Raw genomic sequence first — 15,770 nt, forward strand, 5'->3', positions numbered from 1 at the left:
TGGCATCCTCCCGGCCATGGGAGCCCGGAGACCGCGTACGGGGGACGACTGGAAACTGCTCGCTCAGGCGTGCGCGGCGCTGCTGGAGCGGCTTCCGGAACTGGTGGACGAGCACGTGCGGGAGCTGCACGCCCACTCCCCTGCGTACGGCCGCGTCATCGGCTACGACCAGCACTGGCAGGAGGCGCGGGACGCGATGCGGATCGGCATCGAGACGATCTCGGCGCCGAGGGCGTCGCCGCGCCGCGACCTGGACCACGCGGAGTGGCTGGGGCGGCGGAGGGCGGAGCAGGGGCTGCCGCTGGACCTGGTGGTGCACGCCTACCGGCTCGCCGGTCACCAGGTGTGGGACGCGCTTCTCGAGGGCGCCGCGTCGGACGCCCGGCGGATCGCCGTGCTGATGCAGTCGGCCACCATGGTGTGGTCGGCGGTGGACGCGCAGGCGGACAGGGCGTCGGAGGCGTACCGGGCCACCGAGCTGGAGCTGCGGCGCCGTACCGACGAGCAGCTCCAGGCGCTGCTCGACGCCCTGCTGGAGGGAGGCCGGTCGGCCGAGGTCGCGGCGCGGGCGGCGGCGGGGCTGGACCTGCCCGAGCGGGGACGGTACGCGGTGGTGGTGCTGCGCACGGCCAGGCGTGACCTGACGCACCGGCGGCTGGAGGCGGAGGGGCTGCGGTTCGTGTGGCGGATGCGGACCGACTGCGAGGTCGGTGTGGTCTCGCTGGACGAGGGCACGGGCCTCGACACGCTGGCGGAGCTGATGGAGGGGCGGTGCCCCGGCCCGGGCGGGATCAGCCCGGTGGTGGCGGGCCTGACGGAGCTGGGCCGGGCGCGGCGCCTCGCGGAGCTGGCGCTGCGTACGTGTCCGTCGGACGCGCCCGCGATCGTGCGCCTGGACCGCCGGATGCCCGGCGCGCTGGTGGTCAGCCAGCCGGACCTGTCGTCACTGCTGGTGTCGGAGGTGCTGGGCGCCGTGCTGGGCCTGGACCCGGCGGACCGGGCGGTGCTGCTGGAGACGCTGGACGTGTGGCTCGACTGCGAGGGCTCGGCGGGCCGGGCGGCGAGCCGCCTGTACTGCCACCGCAACACGGTCTTCAACCGCCTGCGCCGCCTGGAGCAGCTCACCTCGCGCTCGCTGTCCCGGCCCCGGGACCTGACGGAGATGACGCTGGCCCTGGACGCCTTCCGGCTGTCGCCGGGGTAGCGGTACGGGGTGGCGGAAGGCGCGGGGGCGCCCGGGCACCGGTGACCCCGTCGCGGGCCGTGCGGCCCGAACGGGCGCAGTCGATCGGGCCCCCGCAGCCGTTGGTCCGGTGCGGCCCCGCCCACGGCGCGGAGCCGCACAGGCACGGAAGGCCCCCAGCTGGGCATACGAGCCCCAACGGCCGCGTCTTCACCGATCGGGGGATCCGCCCATGACGTCCGACCTGCTGCTCGCCCTGTCCGTCCCGGTACTGGTCTGTGCCTCGGGTCTCTACGCGCTCGCCGACGCGTGGTGGCGCCGCCGCCACCCGGCGCTGAAGCCGGTCCCGTACCTGCCCGGGCGGGGGCCCGTCGTGGGGCACGAGCAGGTCGCCGTGGCGGAGGCCATCGTCGCCGACGCCTACGCCCGCTACGGCGCCCTCTACGACACCCCGGCCCCGGACGCCGGGCGGCCCGCCCCGGAGCGGCCCGCCCGGCCCACCCGGCCCAGCCCGGCGGGCCGGGTCGGGGGAGGCGGCGCCACCGCCCGGTGACTGCGGTCCGGGGGCGGACTCCCTACGTCAGGAAGTCGCGCGCGATGTTCGCCGCCTGGCGCTCCAGCAGCGGGCCGGCCTCGGCCATGCACTTGGCCGGGTCCGGCTCCAGCTCCAGCAGCGGGTAGGCGCGGCGGATGCCGGCCCGCCCCAGGGCCTCGGGCGGCAGGGCGAGGCGACCGCACACCGCGACGACCTCGATGCCCGCCGCGCGGGCCGCCGCCGCGACCCCGGCCGGGGCCTTGCCGTGCAGGGTCTGCTCGTCGAGGGAGCCCTCGCCGGTGATCACCAGCGTCGCGCGGGACAGGGCGGGGCCGAAACCGAGGACGTCCAGCATGACCTCGATGCCGGGGCGGAAGCCCGCTCCCAGGGCGACCAGCGCCCCGTACCCGATGCCGCCCGCCGCACCGGCGCCCGGCGACTCGGCCAGCTCGGCGGCCCGGGACCCGATCGAGCCGGCGAGGACCGACGCGAAGTGGGCCAGCGCGGCGTCCAGCTCCGCCACGTCCTCCGGGGAGGCGCCCTTCTGCGGCCCGTACACCGCCGGCGCGCCCTTCGGGCCGGTCAGCGGGTTGTCGACGTCGCTGGCGAGGACCAGCTCCACATCCGCGAAGCGGGCGTCGAGGCCCGACAGGTCGGCGGTGGCGAGGTCCCTGAGGCCCCCGCCGCCCGGCCCGACGGGCTCGCCGTCCTTGTCCAGGAACCGGGCGCCCAGCGCGGCCAGCATGCCGGCGCCGCCGTCCGTGGTGGCGCTGCCGCCCACGCCGAAGACGATGGTGCGGGCGCCCGCGTCCAGCGCGGCGCGCAGCAGCTCGCCGGAGCCGTACGTGGTGGACGTCAGCGGCGCGAAGACGCCCTCGGGCAGCAGCTGGAGGCCCGACGCCTCCGCCATCTCCACCACGGCCGTCCCGTCGCGCAGCGCGTACGCGGCGGTCACCGGCGCGCCGAGCGGACCGGTGACCCGTGCCTCACGCCGCTCGAACCCGGCCGCCACCGCGGCGGCGACCGTGCCGTCACCGCCGTCGGCCACGGGCAGGGTCTCCACTTCGAGCCCGGGGACGACGTGCCGGAGCCCGGCCGTCACCCGCTCCGCGACCTGTACGGCCGTGAGCGAACCCTTGAACTTGTCAGCCGCGACGAGCACGCGCGCGGCCTCAGTTACTGCTCCGTCCGTCACCCTTGCATCCCTTGCTTTCGAACAGGCAGTCGCGCCGGGGCCGACCCTATCCGGACGGTGAGACGCTGTGCCACCCCTGTCCGGCGTGCGGACCCGCTGGTCAGGACGGCCAGGGGCGGCGGACCCGCCCGTCGGCCGCGCCGGTCAGGCCGACCAGGGCCAGTGGGCCGCCCGCCCCGCCTCCAGCAGCGGCACCATGCGGAACGCCGCGTCCGTGAGGCCGCCGAAGGTGTGCCGGTTGCCCGTGCCGGAAGGGGCGTGGCCCGCCCGGTGGCCCGCGAGGTTCCAGGTGTAGACCGGCACGTGCGCCGGGACCTGCGCGGTCGGGTCGCCGTAGTGGCTGTACGCCGCCTGCTCGTCGGTGACGATCAGGACCCGGTCGTGGCCGCGGTAGTGCGCGCGCACCGCCTCGGTGGTGTTGGTACCGCCCATGCTGTGGAAGCGGTCCAGGACCTTCAGCACCGACTCGCCCGGGCGGTACGGCACGGGCGCGTGGCTCGTGCCGAACTCCACCAGGTCGGCGTCGGCGGCGCGCAGGGCCAGCGCCGCGCCGAAGACGGCCGCCGCGTCGGCGCGGTTCAGCTGCGAGCGCTGCGACAGCGGCGCCCACATGGAGCCGGACCGGTCGACCAGCACCAGGGTGCGGCCGGGCAGCGCGGGCACGTGTCCCAGCGAGTGGCCGAGCGCCTGCTCCAGCGGGTACGACCAGCGCAGCGACGGAGCGTGCTGGTACGCGGCCAGATAGCGGAACGGGAACTGGCGGGAGGCGGCGACGGCCTCCGGGTCGGAGATCCGCGCGGCGACGTCCGCGGCGACCCGGTCGCTCACGCCCGCCTCGTCGAAGTTCCTCAGATTGCGCAGGAGCGCCATCACGCCCATGGACGGGATGACCGCCTCCCAGGCGGCCGCGTCCAGCGGGCCCTGGAGCCAGCCGGCCAGGGCCTCCCAGGTCATGCCCGCCTCCGCCAGCCGCGCCGCGCCGTCCGGGCCGGTGACCACGGCGCGCCGCTCGGCGGCCGGCAGCTCCATCAGCGCCCGGTGGGCGGTGAGCATCCGGTCCGATGCGGGCGGGAGCGCGGTCTCGGGGTGGTGGCGGCGGTCCAGGGCGTACTGGAACAGCCCGCCCTGCCAGGGCCTGGCCGGGTCGGGTGCGGCGTGCACCAGGTTGAGGACGTCGCCGAACCGGTAGTCCTTGCCGGCCGTGTCGTACTTCAGCAGGGAGCGGGCGGTGTAGAGACGGCGGACGGCGTCGGCGATGCCGCGCTTGACGGGCTTGGGCACATTGCGCCCGTACCGGGAGGTCCAGTAGCCGAGCAGCTCGCCGGGCTCGTCCGCGCGCTGGAGGACGGAGGCGATGACCTGCCGGTTGGCGGGGCCCTCGGTGGCGGTGGCCTCCAGGCGCGCGTGGACGTACTCGGCGGCGCCGACGAGGGACGCGGTACGCATGTTGCCCTCACCGCGCAGCCAGCCCAGCAGGCCGGCGGTCCACTCGGGGTCCTCGACGGCGAGCTCGCGGACGAGGGTGGCGAACCGGTCGTCGCGGTCGCCGCCGGACTCGTAGAAGGTCGTCTGCGTGACGAAGTTGGCGACGGCGAGCAGGAACAGCTCGGAGCGCGGGTCGCGCAGCACACCGGCGCCGCCCTGGTGGGTGGTGGTGCGAGCGGTCGACCGGATCGGCGAGACCGCACGGCCGACGGCGGCGGCGGCGGTCCGGCGGACGTTGAAGCGTGCCATGTGAATTCCCCCCGAATTCGGTGGGGACGCACGGCGGACGGGGTGCCCGAGATCGCCTGCCGGCGACGGCCGTCATCACAGCCGCTCCACCTCGCTGAGCTACACCGGCGCACGGCCGGTGGCGGGATTCGAACCCGCGCCCTGCTGTCCCTGAGAAGTATCCGTCGCCTTCGCACCGGGCATCCCGTCCGCCGCGCCTCCCGAGATCAAGGTGGCCGCGGCGTGGTTTCTTGGGAAGGAAGTAGCCGCGACCGGCGCACCGGGAGGTGCGTTCCGTACTGGTGTCCAGAGTTCAAGGCCGGCGGAACCGACAAGGTGCTCTACCGACTGAGCTACCCCGGCCCGAAGCCGGGGACGGGACTCGAACCCGCGACCGCCCCATTGACAGTGGAAGTAGGTCCTGCCTTCGCACCTGGACGACGTTCACTGTAGGGAGGCGAACTGTCCGGCCGCCACGGATTATTCGGGTCCGCGGGTGGCTATGCGCCCGAGTCGCGGGTGTCGGCCATTCGTGTGACGCTCGCATCATGACGTGGGCATCGTGGACGACGACCGACGTGTACACGGGGCGTGGCGGGGTCCGGACCGACGAACTGGGCATCGTCACCGGCAATGTCACCGTGCACACCACCTGGGCGGGCGGCGAGGCACAGATCGCCGTCCAGTACAGCGGGGCCTCCGACTGGTTCACCATGACGGGCAGCCCCGTGCCGTGCCGCTCGGAGAGGGACAGCAGGGACCTGCACGAGGCGGTGGTGGAGGCGGTACGGGAGGGCGGCGGGGCCGTCGTCCCGTCACCGTCCCTGCCGTCCGCGTGACCGGATGGGCGACGCCGTCGCCCCCGCCCCACGGGCCCGGGGCCGCCGGGCGGACCGCGGGGGCCCGCGCACTACTCTGACTCCGTGACCACCACCGATTACGCGGCGTACATCGCCGGACTCCCCCGCGTCCTGGCCGGCGCGGCGGCGCTCCTCCGTGACGAGGAGGGCCGCGTCCTGCTGGTCGAGCCCAACTACCGGGACGGCTGGGCGCTGCCCGGCGGCACCGTCGAGTCGGACGCCGGGGAGACCCCGAGGCAGGCCGCCCGGCGGGAGACCCTGGAGGAGATCGGCCTGGACGTGGAGCTGGGCCCGCTGCTCGCGGTCGACTGGGTGCACGGAACGGCGCGGCCCCCCATCGTGGCGTACGTGTACGACGGCGGTGTGCTGGACGGCGATCGGATCCGGGCGATCCGGCTCCAGGAGGAGGAGCTGATCTCCTGGAAGCTGGTGGAGCGCGAGGACCTGCGGACGCACCTGCTCGGCTCGCTGGGCCTCCGTGTGACGGCGGCCCTCGACGCCCTGGCGGCGGGCCGGGGCCCCCTGGAACTGGAGAACGGCCGCCCGGTGGGGTGAGGCCGCCGGGCGCACCGCACGGCGGCGAATTCGGTTAGCGGTGGCGGGGAGGCGGTGCGTAGCCTCGGCGGCATGACTCTCGTCGCGATCCTCAGCGGTGCCGGTATCTCCACGGACTCCGGCATCAGTGACTACCGCGGCCCGAACGGGTTGTGGCGGCGCGATCCGGAGGCCGAGAAGCTGGTCACGTACGCGTACTACATGGCCGACCCGGACATCCGGCGCCGGGCCTGGCTGATGCGGCGCGACGCCGCGACGCCGAAGGCCGAACCGAACGACGCCCACCGGGCGATCGCGGAGCTGGAGCGGACGCCGGGCTTCGCGGTCCGCGTGATCACGCAGAACGTGGACGGGCTGCACCAGCTGGCCGGGATGCCGCCGCGCAAGGTGCTGGAACTGCACGGCACCGCGCGGGCGGTGGTGTGCACGGGGTGCGACGCGCGGTCGTCCATGGAGGAGGCGCTGGCCCGGGTCGAGGCGGGTGAGGACGACCCGGCGTGCGAGGCGTGCGGCGGGATCCTGAAGTCGGCGACGGTGATGTTCGGCCAGCGGCTGGACCCGGTGGTGCTGGGTGAGGCGATGGGGATCGCCAAGGCCGCCGAGGTGTTCGTCGCGGTCGGCTCGACGCTCCAGGTGCAGCCCGCCGCGTCGCTCGCCGGGATCGCGGCGGACCACGGGGCGCGGCTGGTCATCGTGAACGCCGAGCCGACACCGTACGACGAACTGGCCGACGAGGTCGTGCGCGAGCCCATCGGCACGGCTCTGCCAAAGCTGCTCAAGCGCCTCTGAGCGGGCGGCGCCGGGTGGGCGTCAGAAGAGGGCGTCCGCGGCCGGGGTGGCGGCGCCTAGGGCGCCTTCGAACGCGAGCAGGCGCTGCTTGCGTTCGAGTCCGCCGCCGTAGCCCGTGAGGCCGCCGCTGGCGCCGATGACACGGTGGCACGGGACGATGATGCCGACGGGGTTCTTGCCGTTGGCGAGTCCGACGGCACGCGAGGCGCCGGGCCGGCCGAGCATCTCGGCGAGTTCGCCGTACGAACGGGTCTCGCCGTACGGGATCGTGCGCAGCTGCTCCCAGACGCCGCGCTGGAACGGCGTACCGGAGAGGTGCAGCGGCAGGTCGAACTCGGTGAGCTCGCGGGCGTAGTAGGCGTCGAGCTGGCGGATCACCTCGCCGAAGGGACGGGGGTCCGGGTCACCGAAGGTCTCCTCCGGTGGGCGGTGGCGCTGGGCAGTCATGTAGAGGCCGCTGAGGGCGCCGTCGGTGGCGACGAGGGTGAGCGGGCCGTACGGGCTGTCGACGACGGTGTGCCGGCGGTTCATCGGCGGACTTCCTTACGCGGGCAGGTGGTTGATCGGATGGGTGTCGGTCGCCCACAGGTACTGGACGGCGTAGGCGCGCCACGGCCGCCAGGCGGCGGCGCGGGACGTCAGGGCGGCCGGGGTGGACGGCAGGCCGAGGCCGGCGGCGGCGCGCCGGACGCCGAGGTCGGTGGGGAGGAAGGCGTCGGGGTCGCCGAGGGCACGCATGGCGATCACCTCGACCGTCCAGGGGCCGAACCCGGGCAGGGCGGCGAGCCGCGCGCGGGCCTCGTCCCAGTCGCTGCCGGGGCCGAGCGGCAGCGAGCCGCCGGCGAGGGCGCCGATCAGGGTGGTGAGCGTGGTGCGGCGGCTGCGGGGCAGCGCGAGCGCCTCGGGATCGAGCGCGGCCAGCGCCTCCGGGTCCGGGAACAGGTGGGTGAGCCCGCCCTCCGGGTCGTCGACGGGCGTGCCGTGGGCGGTGACCAGCCGGGCGGCGTGGGTGCGCGCGGCGGCGGTGGAGACCTGCTGGCCGAGGACCGCCCGTACGGCGAACTCGGCGGCGTCGACGGTACGGGGGACGCGCCGGCCGGGCGCCTTGTCGACCAGGGGCGCGAGGAGGGGGTCGGTGCGGAGCTGGTCGTCGACCGCGACGGGGTCGGCGTCCAGGTCGAGCATCCAGCGGCAGCGGCTGATGGCGAGCGTGAGGTCGCGCGGGTCGGTCAGCGACAGCCGGCAGGCGATGTGGTCCGGGCGGGGGGCGAGGGCGACGATGCCGTGGCCGTGCGGCAGGGCGAGGGTGCGCCGGTAGGCGCCGTCGTGCCACTCCTCAACGCCGGGGACGGCGGTCGCGGCCAGGTGGCCGAAGAGGTTGTCGGGATTGAGGGGTGCTCGGTACGGGAGCCGGAGGGCGATGACGCCGGGCGTCCCCTGAGCCGTACCGGTGCCGTGGCCGTCCTGGGCGCGGCCGGCGCGGGCGCGCAGTTCGCTCGGGGCGAGGGCGAAGACCTCGCGCACGGTGTCGTTGAAGGTGCGCACGGACGCGAACCCGGCGGCGAAGGCGACGTCGGCCATGGGCAGTTCGGTCGTCTCGATGAGGAGGCGGGCCGTCTGGGCGCGCTGGGCGCGGGCCAGGGCGAGCGGCCCGGCGCCCAGCTCGGCGAGCAGCTGGCGTTCGATCTGGCGGGTCGAGTAGCCGAGCCGGGCGGCCAGGCCGGGAACGCCCTCGCGGTCGACGATGCCGTCCCGGATGAGGCGCATGGCGCGGGCGACCGCGTCGGCGCGGGCGTTCCACTCCGGCGAGCCGGGGCTGGTGTCGGGCCGGCACCGCTTGCAGGCGCGGAAACCGGCCTGCTGGCAGGCGGCGGCGCTCGCGTAGAACACCATGTTCTCGGCTTTCGGCGGCACGACCGGGCAGCTGGGGCGGCAGTAGATGCGGGTGGTCAGGACGGCGGTGAAGAACCAGCCGTCGAATCGGGCGTCCTTGGACCGGACGGCCCGCACGCAGCGCTCGGTGTCGGTGTGCATGCCTCCCAGCATCGAGCACCGTGGCCGGGCACCGCTGGCGGAAATGCGACATCAGCCTCGCTCTGCCAGGGATACGCCGATTCCCGGCGGACGTCTGTCACCCCATGAGAGCGTCTCGTCACGCCACGCGCGACACCCCCCGGGGGGAATGCGCGACCGAGCGCCTGCTTCTCGCCCCCCAGCCACGACCTGCGGGCACAGACGGAGGAGCTGCGCGCCGGTGCGGCCCCGCCGCCCCGGCCGAGTGGCCGGGGCGGGGGTCCATTGCTGGGCGGTGGTCGGCCACCCCGAGCTGCGGACCGTGCTCGCCGATGCCCGGTTCGCCCCCTCCCCCGCGCACTGTCGGGCGCCGCGGGACGGGGAGGTCCCGCCCGACCGGCCGATGCCGGCGCACTTGACCCGCAGGTGGATGCCGACCGCCGACGGCGCCGGGCACCGGCGGCTGCGGCAGGCGATGTCCGCGGCGTTCAGGCCCCGCCGGGCGGAGGGACTCCGGGTAGGGGCGGCGCGCAGGGCGGGCGGGGCACGTTATCCGATCGGCGGAAAACAGCAGGTATGAGCGCCCGGAGCCGGGGCAGACGGAGGTCACGGCCCCGTCGTGTCTCCCCCGTCGCGACGGGGCCGCCCCCTCCCCCTCCCGGCCGGGATCAACCCGGCCGGGCTCGCCCTGCCCGGCCGGGGCCCGCGCCGGCCCGCTGCCCGCTCGGCGCGGCCGGGTTCAGCTCCGTCCGGTCAGCGACGACGCCGAGGGGACGACGACTCCGTACAGGTCACCGATCGTGGCGAGAGCGCTTCGGTGGAGTTCCGCGGCGGATACCGCGAACTCCCCCCCGCCCAAGGACCGCGTGGCACAGGCGTCGGCAACGACGGTGGGCCGGTTCCCCCGCAGGAACGCCCCGGAGGCGGTGGACGCCACGCACATGTGGGTCATGAAGCCGGCGATGACGACGTCCTTGTTCCCGGCGGCGTCGACGCGGTCGCCGAGATCGGTGCCGATGAACGCGTCGGGGACGGTCTTGGCGACGACGGGCTCCCCCTCGGCCGGCGCGACGAGGGGGTGGATCCGGCCGATGTCGGCCCGGATGTCGTACGGGGTCCCCTCGCCGCCGTCGTTGACGACGTGGATGACCGTGGCGCCCGCGCTCCTGGCCCGGGCCAGGAGCGCGGCGGCGGAGTCGAGGGCGGCCCGCCATCCCGTCAGCTCCATCACGCCCCGCGTGTAGGTGTTCTGGAAGTCGACCAGGATCAGCGTCGCGCCGGGGAGCGAGGCCGGGGCCGGGTCGAAGCCGTTGAGTTCCCGCAGAGTTGTCGTAGGCATTGCTGTACCTTCTTGGGCCGCTTGTCGAATGGTCCGGCCACCGCGCGATGACGTGATCCACGCTACGATCCGGCTCATATGGCGGCAATGTCACACGACTTGCAGAAACGGACATGACCCGCCGTGTCTCGGCCCCTCACCACCGAACCGGACGGAGATCCCCGTGCACGTCGTGGAACGGCTTGTCGTCGTCGTCCTCTTCGACGGCGTCGACCTGCTGGACGTCACGGGCCCCGCGGAGGTGTTCTCCCTGCTGCGGCGGGAGGTCGAGGACGCGCGGCCCTACCGGGTCGTCCTGGCCGCCGCGACGACGGATCCCGTCACCACGGCCGCCGGGGTCCGGGTGCTTCCCGACCTCACCTTCGACGAGGCGTCCACCAGGAGCATCGACACCCTGCTCGTGCCCGGTTCGGTCGAGTCGGACGACCGGCGGCAGGTGCGGGCCGTCACCGACCCCGAGGTGGTCCGCCGGGTGAAAACCCTCGCCGGCCGGTCACGGCGCGTGGCGTCCGTCTGCGTGGGTGCCCATCTCCTCGCGGCCGCCGGGCTGCTCGACGGCCGCCGCGCCACAACGCACTGGTCGACCGCGCGGCAGCTCGCCGCCGAGCACCCGTCGGTCGAGGTGGACGCCGACCCGATCTTCATCCGCGACGGCGACGTCTGGACCGGCGCCGGCATCACCGCCTGCCTCGACCTGTCCCTCGCGCTGGTCGCCGAGGACTTCGGCGAGGTGGTGGCGCTGCGCGTGGCCCGGCAGCTCGTGATGTACCTGAAGAGGCCGGGCGGCCAGAGCCAGTTCAGCGTCCCCCTCGAACCGGTGTCGACGACACGGCGCATGGAGGGTCTGCGCCACTTCGTCGCGCGCAACGTCACCGAGCACCTCACGGTCCCGGTCCTCGCCCGCCACGCGCACGTCAGCGAGCGGCAGCTCACCCGGATCTTCAAGGACGAGCTCGGCACCACCCCGGCCGCCTACATCGAGGCGGCCCGCGTCGAAGTGGCCCGCACGCACCTGGAGTCCACCGACGCCACGCTGGAACGCGTGGCGTCCGCCAGCGGGTTCGGCACGACGGACACCCTCATCCGCGCCTTCCGCCGCCGCCTCAACACGACGCCCTCGGAGTACCGCGGCCGGTTCCGGCGCGCGCCCGGGAGCGGCTCCCCCGACATGCCCACCCGGGAGGCCGGACGACGTCACCCGGAGACCGCGCCATGACCGCGTCTCGGCGGCTGTCCGCCGGCACCGCCGGCTAAGCCCCGGCACTCGTCCCACCGGGTGCACGGACCACCGGGTGCCCACGACGTCGCCCTCGCCCCCACCGGCGAGCGGGTCTCCTGCCGCTGCCGCGCCATCGGCCGGGGAGGACGAGCAGGGCAGCCGCGCCACGGCCGGGGAGGCGGTCATGGTGCGGGGCCGGGCGGCGCGGCGGCTCCGTGGCGTCAGCCGACCTGCCGGGCGAACGCCTCAAGGGCCCGGTCGTCGAAGAGGACGAACCTGACGTCCTCCACTCGGGTCTTCGCCGTCCGTACGGCCGTCACGGCGATGCGGGCGGCGTCCTCCATGGGCCAGCGGTACACGCCCGTCGAGATGGCGGGGAAGGCGACCGTACGGGCGCCCAGTTCGTCGGCCACCCGGAGGGACTCGCGGTAGCAGGAGGCCAGCAGCTCGGAGCGGTCCTCCTCCGCCGAGTGGACCGGCCCCACGGTGTGGATCACCCACTGTGCGTGGAGGCGGCCGGCGGTGGTGGCGACGGCCCGGCCGGTGGGGAGGCCGCGGCCGTACCCGGAGGCGCGCAGTGCCCGGCACTCGGCGAGGATGTCGGGGCCGCCCCTGCGGTGGATGGCGCCGTCGACGCCGCCTCCGCCGAGCAGGGAGGAGTTGGCGGCGTTGACGAGGGCGTCGACGTGCTGCTCGGTGATGTCGCCGCGTACCGGCGTGATGTTCACCGCGGGGCCTTTCGCAGGTGGCGCCAGACCGCCTTGGCCGCGTTGTGTCCCGACATGCCGTGGACGCCGGGGCCGGGAGGGGTCGCGGAGGAGCAGATGAAGACGGCCGGATGCGGGGTGTGGTAGGGGAACAGGGAGAGCCGGGGACGCAGCAGCAGTTGGAGGCCACTGGCCGCGCCACAGGCGATGTCGCCGCCCACGTAGTTGGCGTTGCGGCTGGCGAGCTCGGGCGGGCCGGCGGTGGCACGCGCCAGGACGAGGTCGCGGAAACCGGGGGCGAACCGCTCGATCTGGCGCTCCATGGCCTCCGTGAGGTCGCCTTCCCAGGCGTGCGGGACGTGTCCGTAGGCCCAGAAGACGTGCTTGCCCTCGGGCGCGCGGGACGGGTCGACCAGGCTGGGCTGGGCGGTGATCAGGAACGGGGTGCGGGGGGCGGTGCCGCCGGACGCCTGGTCCAGGGCGGCGCCGATGTCGCGGCTGCCGGGGCCCACCTGGATGGTGCCGGCGCGGCGCGCTTCGGCGGCGGTCCAGGGGACCGGCCCGTCCAGCGCGTAGTCGATCTTGTAGACGGAGGCGCCGTAGCGGTACCGGTCGTAGAACCGGCCGAAGCCGGCGATACGGGCCAGCGCGGTCGGCGAGGTGTCGAAGACGTACGCGCGGGCGGGCGGCAGGTCGTCGAGCCGCTTGACCTCGTAGGAGGTGTGGACGCCGCCGCCGAGGTCCGTCACATACGCGGCCAGGGCGTCGGAGATGGCCTGGGAGCCGCCGCGCGGGAGCGGCCAGCCGCCGGCGTGGGCGGCGAGCGCGAAGACGAGGCCGACCGCGCCGGTGGCCAGGCCGCCGAGCGGGGCGATCACATGGGCGACGAGCCCGGCGAACAGGGCGCGGGCCCGGTCGTCGCGGAACCGGCGCGTCAGCCAGGTGGAGGGCGGCAGGCCGGCGAGGCCGAAGCGGGCGAGGGTGACCGGGTCGCGCGGCAGGGCCGTGAGGGGCAGGGACATGAAGTCCCGGGCAAGGGTGTCCCACTTGCCGAGGTAGGGCTCGACGAGGCGGCGGTACGCGCCGGCGTCCCGGGGCCCGAAGGAGGCCGCCGTCTCGGCGACGGAACGGGACAGGACGGCGGCCGTGCCGTCGTCGAAGGGGTGCGCCATGGGCAGTTCGGGGTGCAGCCACTCCAGGCCGTACCGGTCGAGGGGCATGGCTTTGAAGGCGGGTGAGCCCACGCCGAGCGGGTGGACGGCGGAGCACGGGTCGTGCCGGAAGCCGGGGAGCGTGAGCTCCTCGGTCCTGGCCCCGCCTCCGACGGTGTCAAGGGCCTCGAACACGGCGACGGAGAAGCCGCGGCGGGCCAGTTCGGCGGCAGCGGTCAGCCCGTTGGGCCCTGCCCCCACGACGACGGCATCGAGCATCGACGGCACGTTGGGACTCCTTCGTCAGCCGATGGCCAAGGTATCTCAGGATATTGGGCCGGTGGGCGGCCCGGGCGGCGGGAGGGGCGACGGCCGGACCGGCCCCTCCCCCGCGCCGGGCCACGCGCCCAAAAACCGCGTCCGGAACCGCGTCCGCACACCGCTCCGGGCCACCGCCCGGAGGGCCCGAGCGTCCGGGTCCGCCTATCGGCCGGCCAGCAGGCCGCGTATGCGGTCGGCGGTGGCCCGGTCCCGGGCGGCGGTGAACGGCAGGGCGTTGGCGCCCGTGACCCGGAACGGGGAACCCGTCAGGGTGGCGTGGGCGCCGCCCGCCTCCTCGACCAGGAGGAGGCCCGCCGCGTGGTCCCAGGCGTACTCCCAGGAGAAGACCACCGCGTCCAGCTCGCCGCGCGCCACGGCCAGGTACTCCAGCCCGGCCGAGCCGCACGGGCGGGTGTGGACGCCCTCGGCGTCCAGGCCCAGGAGCGCGGCCTTCTGGTCGGCGGTGGTGTAGTCGGGGTGGGACGTCGCGACCCGGAGCACCGCGCCCGGTACGGGCGCGCCCGCCCGTATCCCGGTGCCGTTCAGCCGGGCGCCGTGCCCGCGCACCGCGACGGCCATCTCGTCCAGCGCCGGGGCGTACGTCCAGGACGCCAGCACCTCGCCGCGCACCGCCAGCGCGACGAGCGTGCAGAACCCGGGGTCGCCGTGCGCGAAGTGCCAGGTGCCGTCGACCGGGTCGACGATCCACACCGGCGCGTCGCCCTTGAGCGCCTCGTACACCGCGGGGTCGGCGTGGACGGCCTCCTCGCCGACCACCACCGAGCCGGGCAGCAGGCGGGTGAGCGAGGCGGTCAGGTGGGCCTCGGCGGCCCGGTCGGCGACGGTCACGAGATCGTGGGGGCCGCTCTTCTCGAGGACCTCGTGCGTGGCGAGCCGTCGCCAGCGGGGCACGACTTCGGCGGCGGCGGCGTCGCGCACCGCCTCCTCGGTCGCGGCGGACAGGGTCCCGGAACCGTCGAGAAGCTCATCGATCATGCGTCCAGCTAAGCACGCCGCGCTGACAACCCGGCCGTGGCCGGGTGACCGGCGGGCGGCGGCTCAGCGGCCCACCGCGTAACCCTGCATCCCCCGGGGGTTGGCCGCCGCCGACAGGATCCCGGTGCGCGGGTCCCGGGCCACCGCGCACAGCCGCCCCTCCGTCCAGGGCCCGCCGACCGTGACGTCGTGGCCCCGGCGGCGCAGGTCCTCCACGACGGCCGGGTCCATGCGGGACTCGACGGTGAGCCCGCCGGGCCGCATGCCGCGCGGGTGGAAGGAGCCGGGGAAGGAGTCGTTGTGCCAGCCGGGCGCGTCGATCGCGGCCTGGAGGTCCAGCCCGCCGTGGGTGACGGCGAGGAAGAAGTGCAGCTGCCACTGGTCCTGCTGGTCGCCGCCCGGTGTGCCGAACGCCACGACCGGCACGCCGTCGCGCAGCGCCAGGGACGGGGTGAGGGTGGTGCGGGGGCGGCGGCCGGGGGTCAGCGAGTTCGGCAGCCCGGGGTCCAGCCAGGCCATCTGGAGCCGGGTGCCGAGCGGGAAGCCGAGTTCGGGCACGACCGGATTGGACTGGAGCCAGCCGCCGCTGGGCGTGGCGGCGACCATGTTGCCCCACCGGTCGACGACGTCGATGTGGCAGGTGTCGCCGCGGGTGGTGCCGTCGAGGGCGACCGTCGGCTCGCCGGCGCCTGCGGCGGTGGGGGCGGCCGGTGCGCCGGGGCTCGGCCGGCCCCGGGCCACCGCCATGGTGTGCTCGCTCAGCCGCGGCGGCCGTCCGCCGGGGCTGCCGGGGCGCAGCTCGTGGGAGGCCGCCTCGCCGACGAGGGCGCGCCGTTCGGCGTTGTACGGTCCGGACAGCAGGGTGCCGAGCGGGACGTCGGCGGCGTCGCCGTACCAGGCCTCACGGTCGGCCATGGCGAGCTTGCAGCCCTCGACCAGCAGGTGGACGTAGTCGGCGGAGCCGTACGGGGGCAGCTCGTCCGGCAGCAGGGCCAGTTGCTGGAGGAGGACGGGGCCCTGGCTCCAGCCGCCCGCCTTGCACACGGTCCAGCCGTTCCAGTCGTACGTGACGGGGTCCTCGTAGCCGGCGGACCAGCCCGCTAGTGTCCTGCGCCGGGAATTCGATTAAGATATGAGGCCAGGCGTTCGAGGATCTCGTCGGCGCTCTTCGTCCATGTGAAGGGGCGGGGGTTC

14 protein-coding genes and 1 pseudogene are annotated in these 15,770 nt (G+C 75.1%); 6 read left to right on the top strand and 9 right to left on the bottom strand.

The genetic code is table 11. From position 1 onward, the window contains the following. Nucleotides 1–16 precede the first annotated feature (16 nt). Together AC07DW_RS11740 and AC07DW_RS11745 are read left to right on the top strand one after the other, a co-directional pair. Entirely contained in the window at nt 17–1,204 is a 1,188-nt protein-coding gene (locus AC07DW_RS11740) for a PucR family transcriptional regulator (RefSeq protein ID WP_478857465.1), read from the top strand. A 211-nt stretch (nt 1,205–1,415) separates the two neighbouring features. After that, nucleotides 1,416–1,736 (top strand): hypothetical protein, encoded by a 321-nt coding sequence (locus AC07DW_RS11745; RefSeq protein WP_478857466.1) that lies wholly within the window; start codon nt 1,416–1,418, stop codon nt 1,734–1,736. Between the two features lie 22 nt (nt 1,737–1,758). Here the strand turns inward: AC07DW_RS11745 and AC07DW_RS11750 are convergent, their stop codons facing one another. Continuing rightward, the gene (locus tag AC07DW_RS11750; RefSeq protein WP_478857467.1) at nt 1,759–2,913 is read right to left on the bottom strand and encodes a glycerate kinase; all 1,155 of its coding nucleotides are present in this window, start codon (nt 2,911–2,913) and stop codon (nt 1,759–1,761) included. A 144-nt stretch (nt 2,914–3,057) separates the two neighbouring features. Then, the gene (locus AC07DW_RS11755) at nt 3,058–4,647 is read right to left on the bottom strand and encodes a TROVE domain-containing protein (protein ID WP_478857468.1); all 1,590 of its coding nucleotides are present in this window, start codon (nt 4,645–4,647) and stop codon (nt 3,058–3,060) included. 527 nt (nt 4,648–5,174) lie between these two features. Here AC07DW_RS11755 and AC07DW_RS11760 point away from each other — a divergent pair. The 3 genes from AC07DW_RS11760 to AC07DW_RS11770 all read left to right on the top strand — a co-directional run bounded on the left by AC07DW_RS11760 (nt 5,175) and on the right by AC07DW_RS11770 (nt 6,830). Continuing rightward, nucleotides 5,175–5,465: a hypothetical protein gene (locus AC07DW_RS11760; protein ID WP_478857469.1), complete on the top strand. Its 291-nt coding sequence runs from the start codon at nt 5,175–5,177 to the stop codon at nt 5,463–5,465. Nucleotides 5,466–5,549: 84 nt separating this feature from the next. Beyond that, nucleotides 5,550–6,041 (top strand): NUDIX domain-containing protein, encoded by a 492-nt coding sequence (locus AC07DW_RS11765; RefSeq protein ID WP_478857470.1) that lies wholly within the window; start codon nt 5,550–5,552, stop codon nt 6,039–6,041. 72 nt (nt 6,042–6,113) lie between these two features. Then, nucleotides 6,114–6,830, top strand: a complete 717-nt coding sequence (locus AC07DW_RS11770) for an SIR2 family NAD-dependent protein deacylase (protein WP_478857471.1) — start codon at nt 6,114–6,116, stop codon at nt 6,828–6,830. Nucleotides 6,831–6,851: 21 nt separating this feature from the next. Here AC07DW_RS11770 and AC07DW_RS11775 read toward each other — a convergent pair whose 3' ends face one another. The 3 genes from AC07DW_RS11775 to AC07DW_RS11785 form a co-directional block, all read right to left on the bottom strand. Beyond that, nucleotides 6,852–7,361: a methylated-DNA--[protein]-cysteine S-methyltransferase gene (locus tag AC07DW_RS11775; protein ID WP_478857472.1), complete on the bottom strand. Its 510-nt coding sequence runs from the start codon at nt 7,359–7,361 to the stop codon at nt 6,852–6,854. Between the two features lie 12 nt (nt 7,362–7,373). Beyond that, nucleotides 7,374–8,864: an AlkA N-terminal domain-containing protein gene (locus AC07DW_RS11780; protein WP_478857473.1), complete on the bottom strand. Its 1,491-nt coding sequence runs from the start codon at nt 8,862–8,864 to the stop codon at nt 7,374–7,376. A 718-nt stretch (nt 8,865–9,582) separates the two neighbouring features. Continuing rightward, nucleotides 9,583–10,182, bottom strand: coding sequence for an isochorismatase family protein (locus AC07DW_RS11785; protein ID WP_478857474.1), 600 nt, complete (start codon nt 10,180–10,182; stop codon nt 9,583–9,585). Between the two features lie 163 nt (nt 10,183–10,345). On the opposite strand from AC07DW_RS11785, the gene AC07DW_RS11790 reads away from it, so the two are divergent. Continuing rightward, a complete protein-coding gene (locus tag AC07DW_RS11790) occupies nt 10,346–11,398 on the top strand; it encodes a GlxA family transcriptional regulator (protein ID WP_478857475.1) in 1,053 nt (350 codons plus the stop codon). Nucleotides 11,399–11,622: 224 nt separating this feature from the next. Here the strand turns inward: AC07DW_RS11790 and AC07DW_RS11795 are convergent, their stop codons facing one another. The 4 genes and pseudogenes from AC07DW_RS11795 to AC07DW_RS11810 all read right to left on the bottom strand — a co-directional run. Then, complete coding sequence (locus AC07DW_RS11795; protein ID WP_478857476.1) at nt 11,623–12,129, bottom strand: O-acetyl-ADP-ribose deacetylase; 507 nt, start codon at nt 12,127–12,129, stop codon at nt 11,623–11,625. Continuing rightward, nucleotides 12,126–13,547: a phytoene desaturase family protein gene (locus tag AC07DW_RS11800; protein WP_478857477.1), complete on the bottom strand. Its 1,422-nt coding sequence runs from the start codon at nt 13,545–13,547 to the stop codon at nt 12,126–12,128. The genes AC07DW_RS11795 and AC07DW_RS11800 overlap by 4 nt, the downstream gene beginning before the upstream one ends. Nucleotides 13,548–13,742: 195 nt before the next feature. Continuing rightward, nucleotides 13,743–14,576 carry an inositol monophosphatase family protein gene (locus AC07DW_RS11805; protein ID WP_478857478.1) on the bottom strand — a complete coding sequence of 278 codons (834 nt, stop codon included), beginning with the start codon at nt 14,574–14,576 and terminating at the stop codon, nt 13,743–13,745. A gap of 63 nt (nt 14,577–14,639) precedes the next feature. Further along, a pseudogene (locus AC07DW_RS11810) lies at nt 14,640–15,680 on the bottom strand (gamma-glutamyltransferase); the annotation flags it as partial. Between the last annotated feature and the right edge of the window lie 90 nt (nt 15,681–15,770).

The sequence above is a fragment of the Streptomyces sp. NPDC045701 genome (assembly GCF_056432045.1).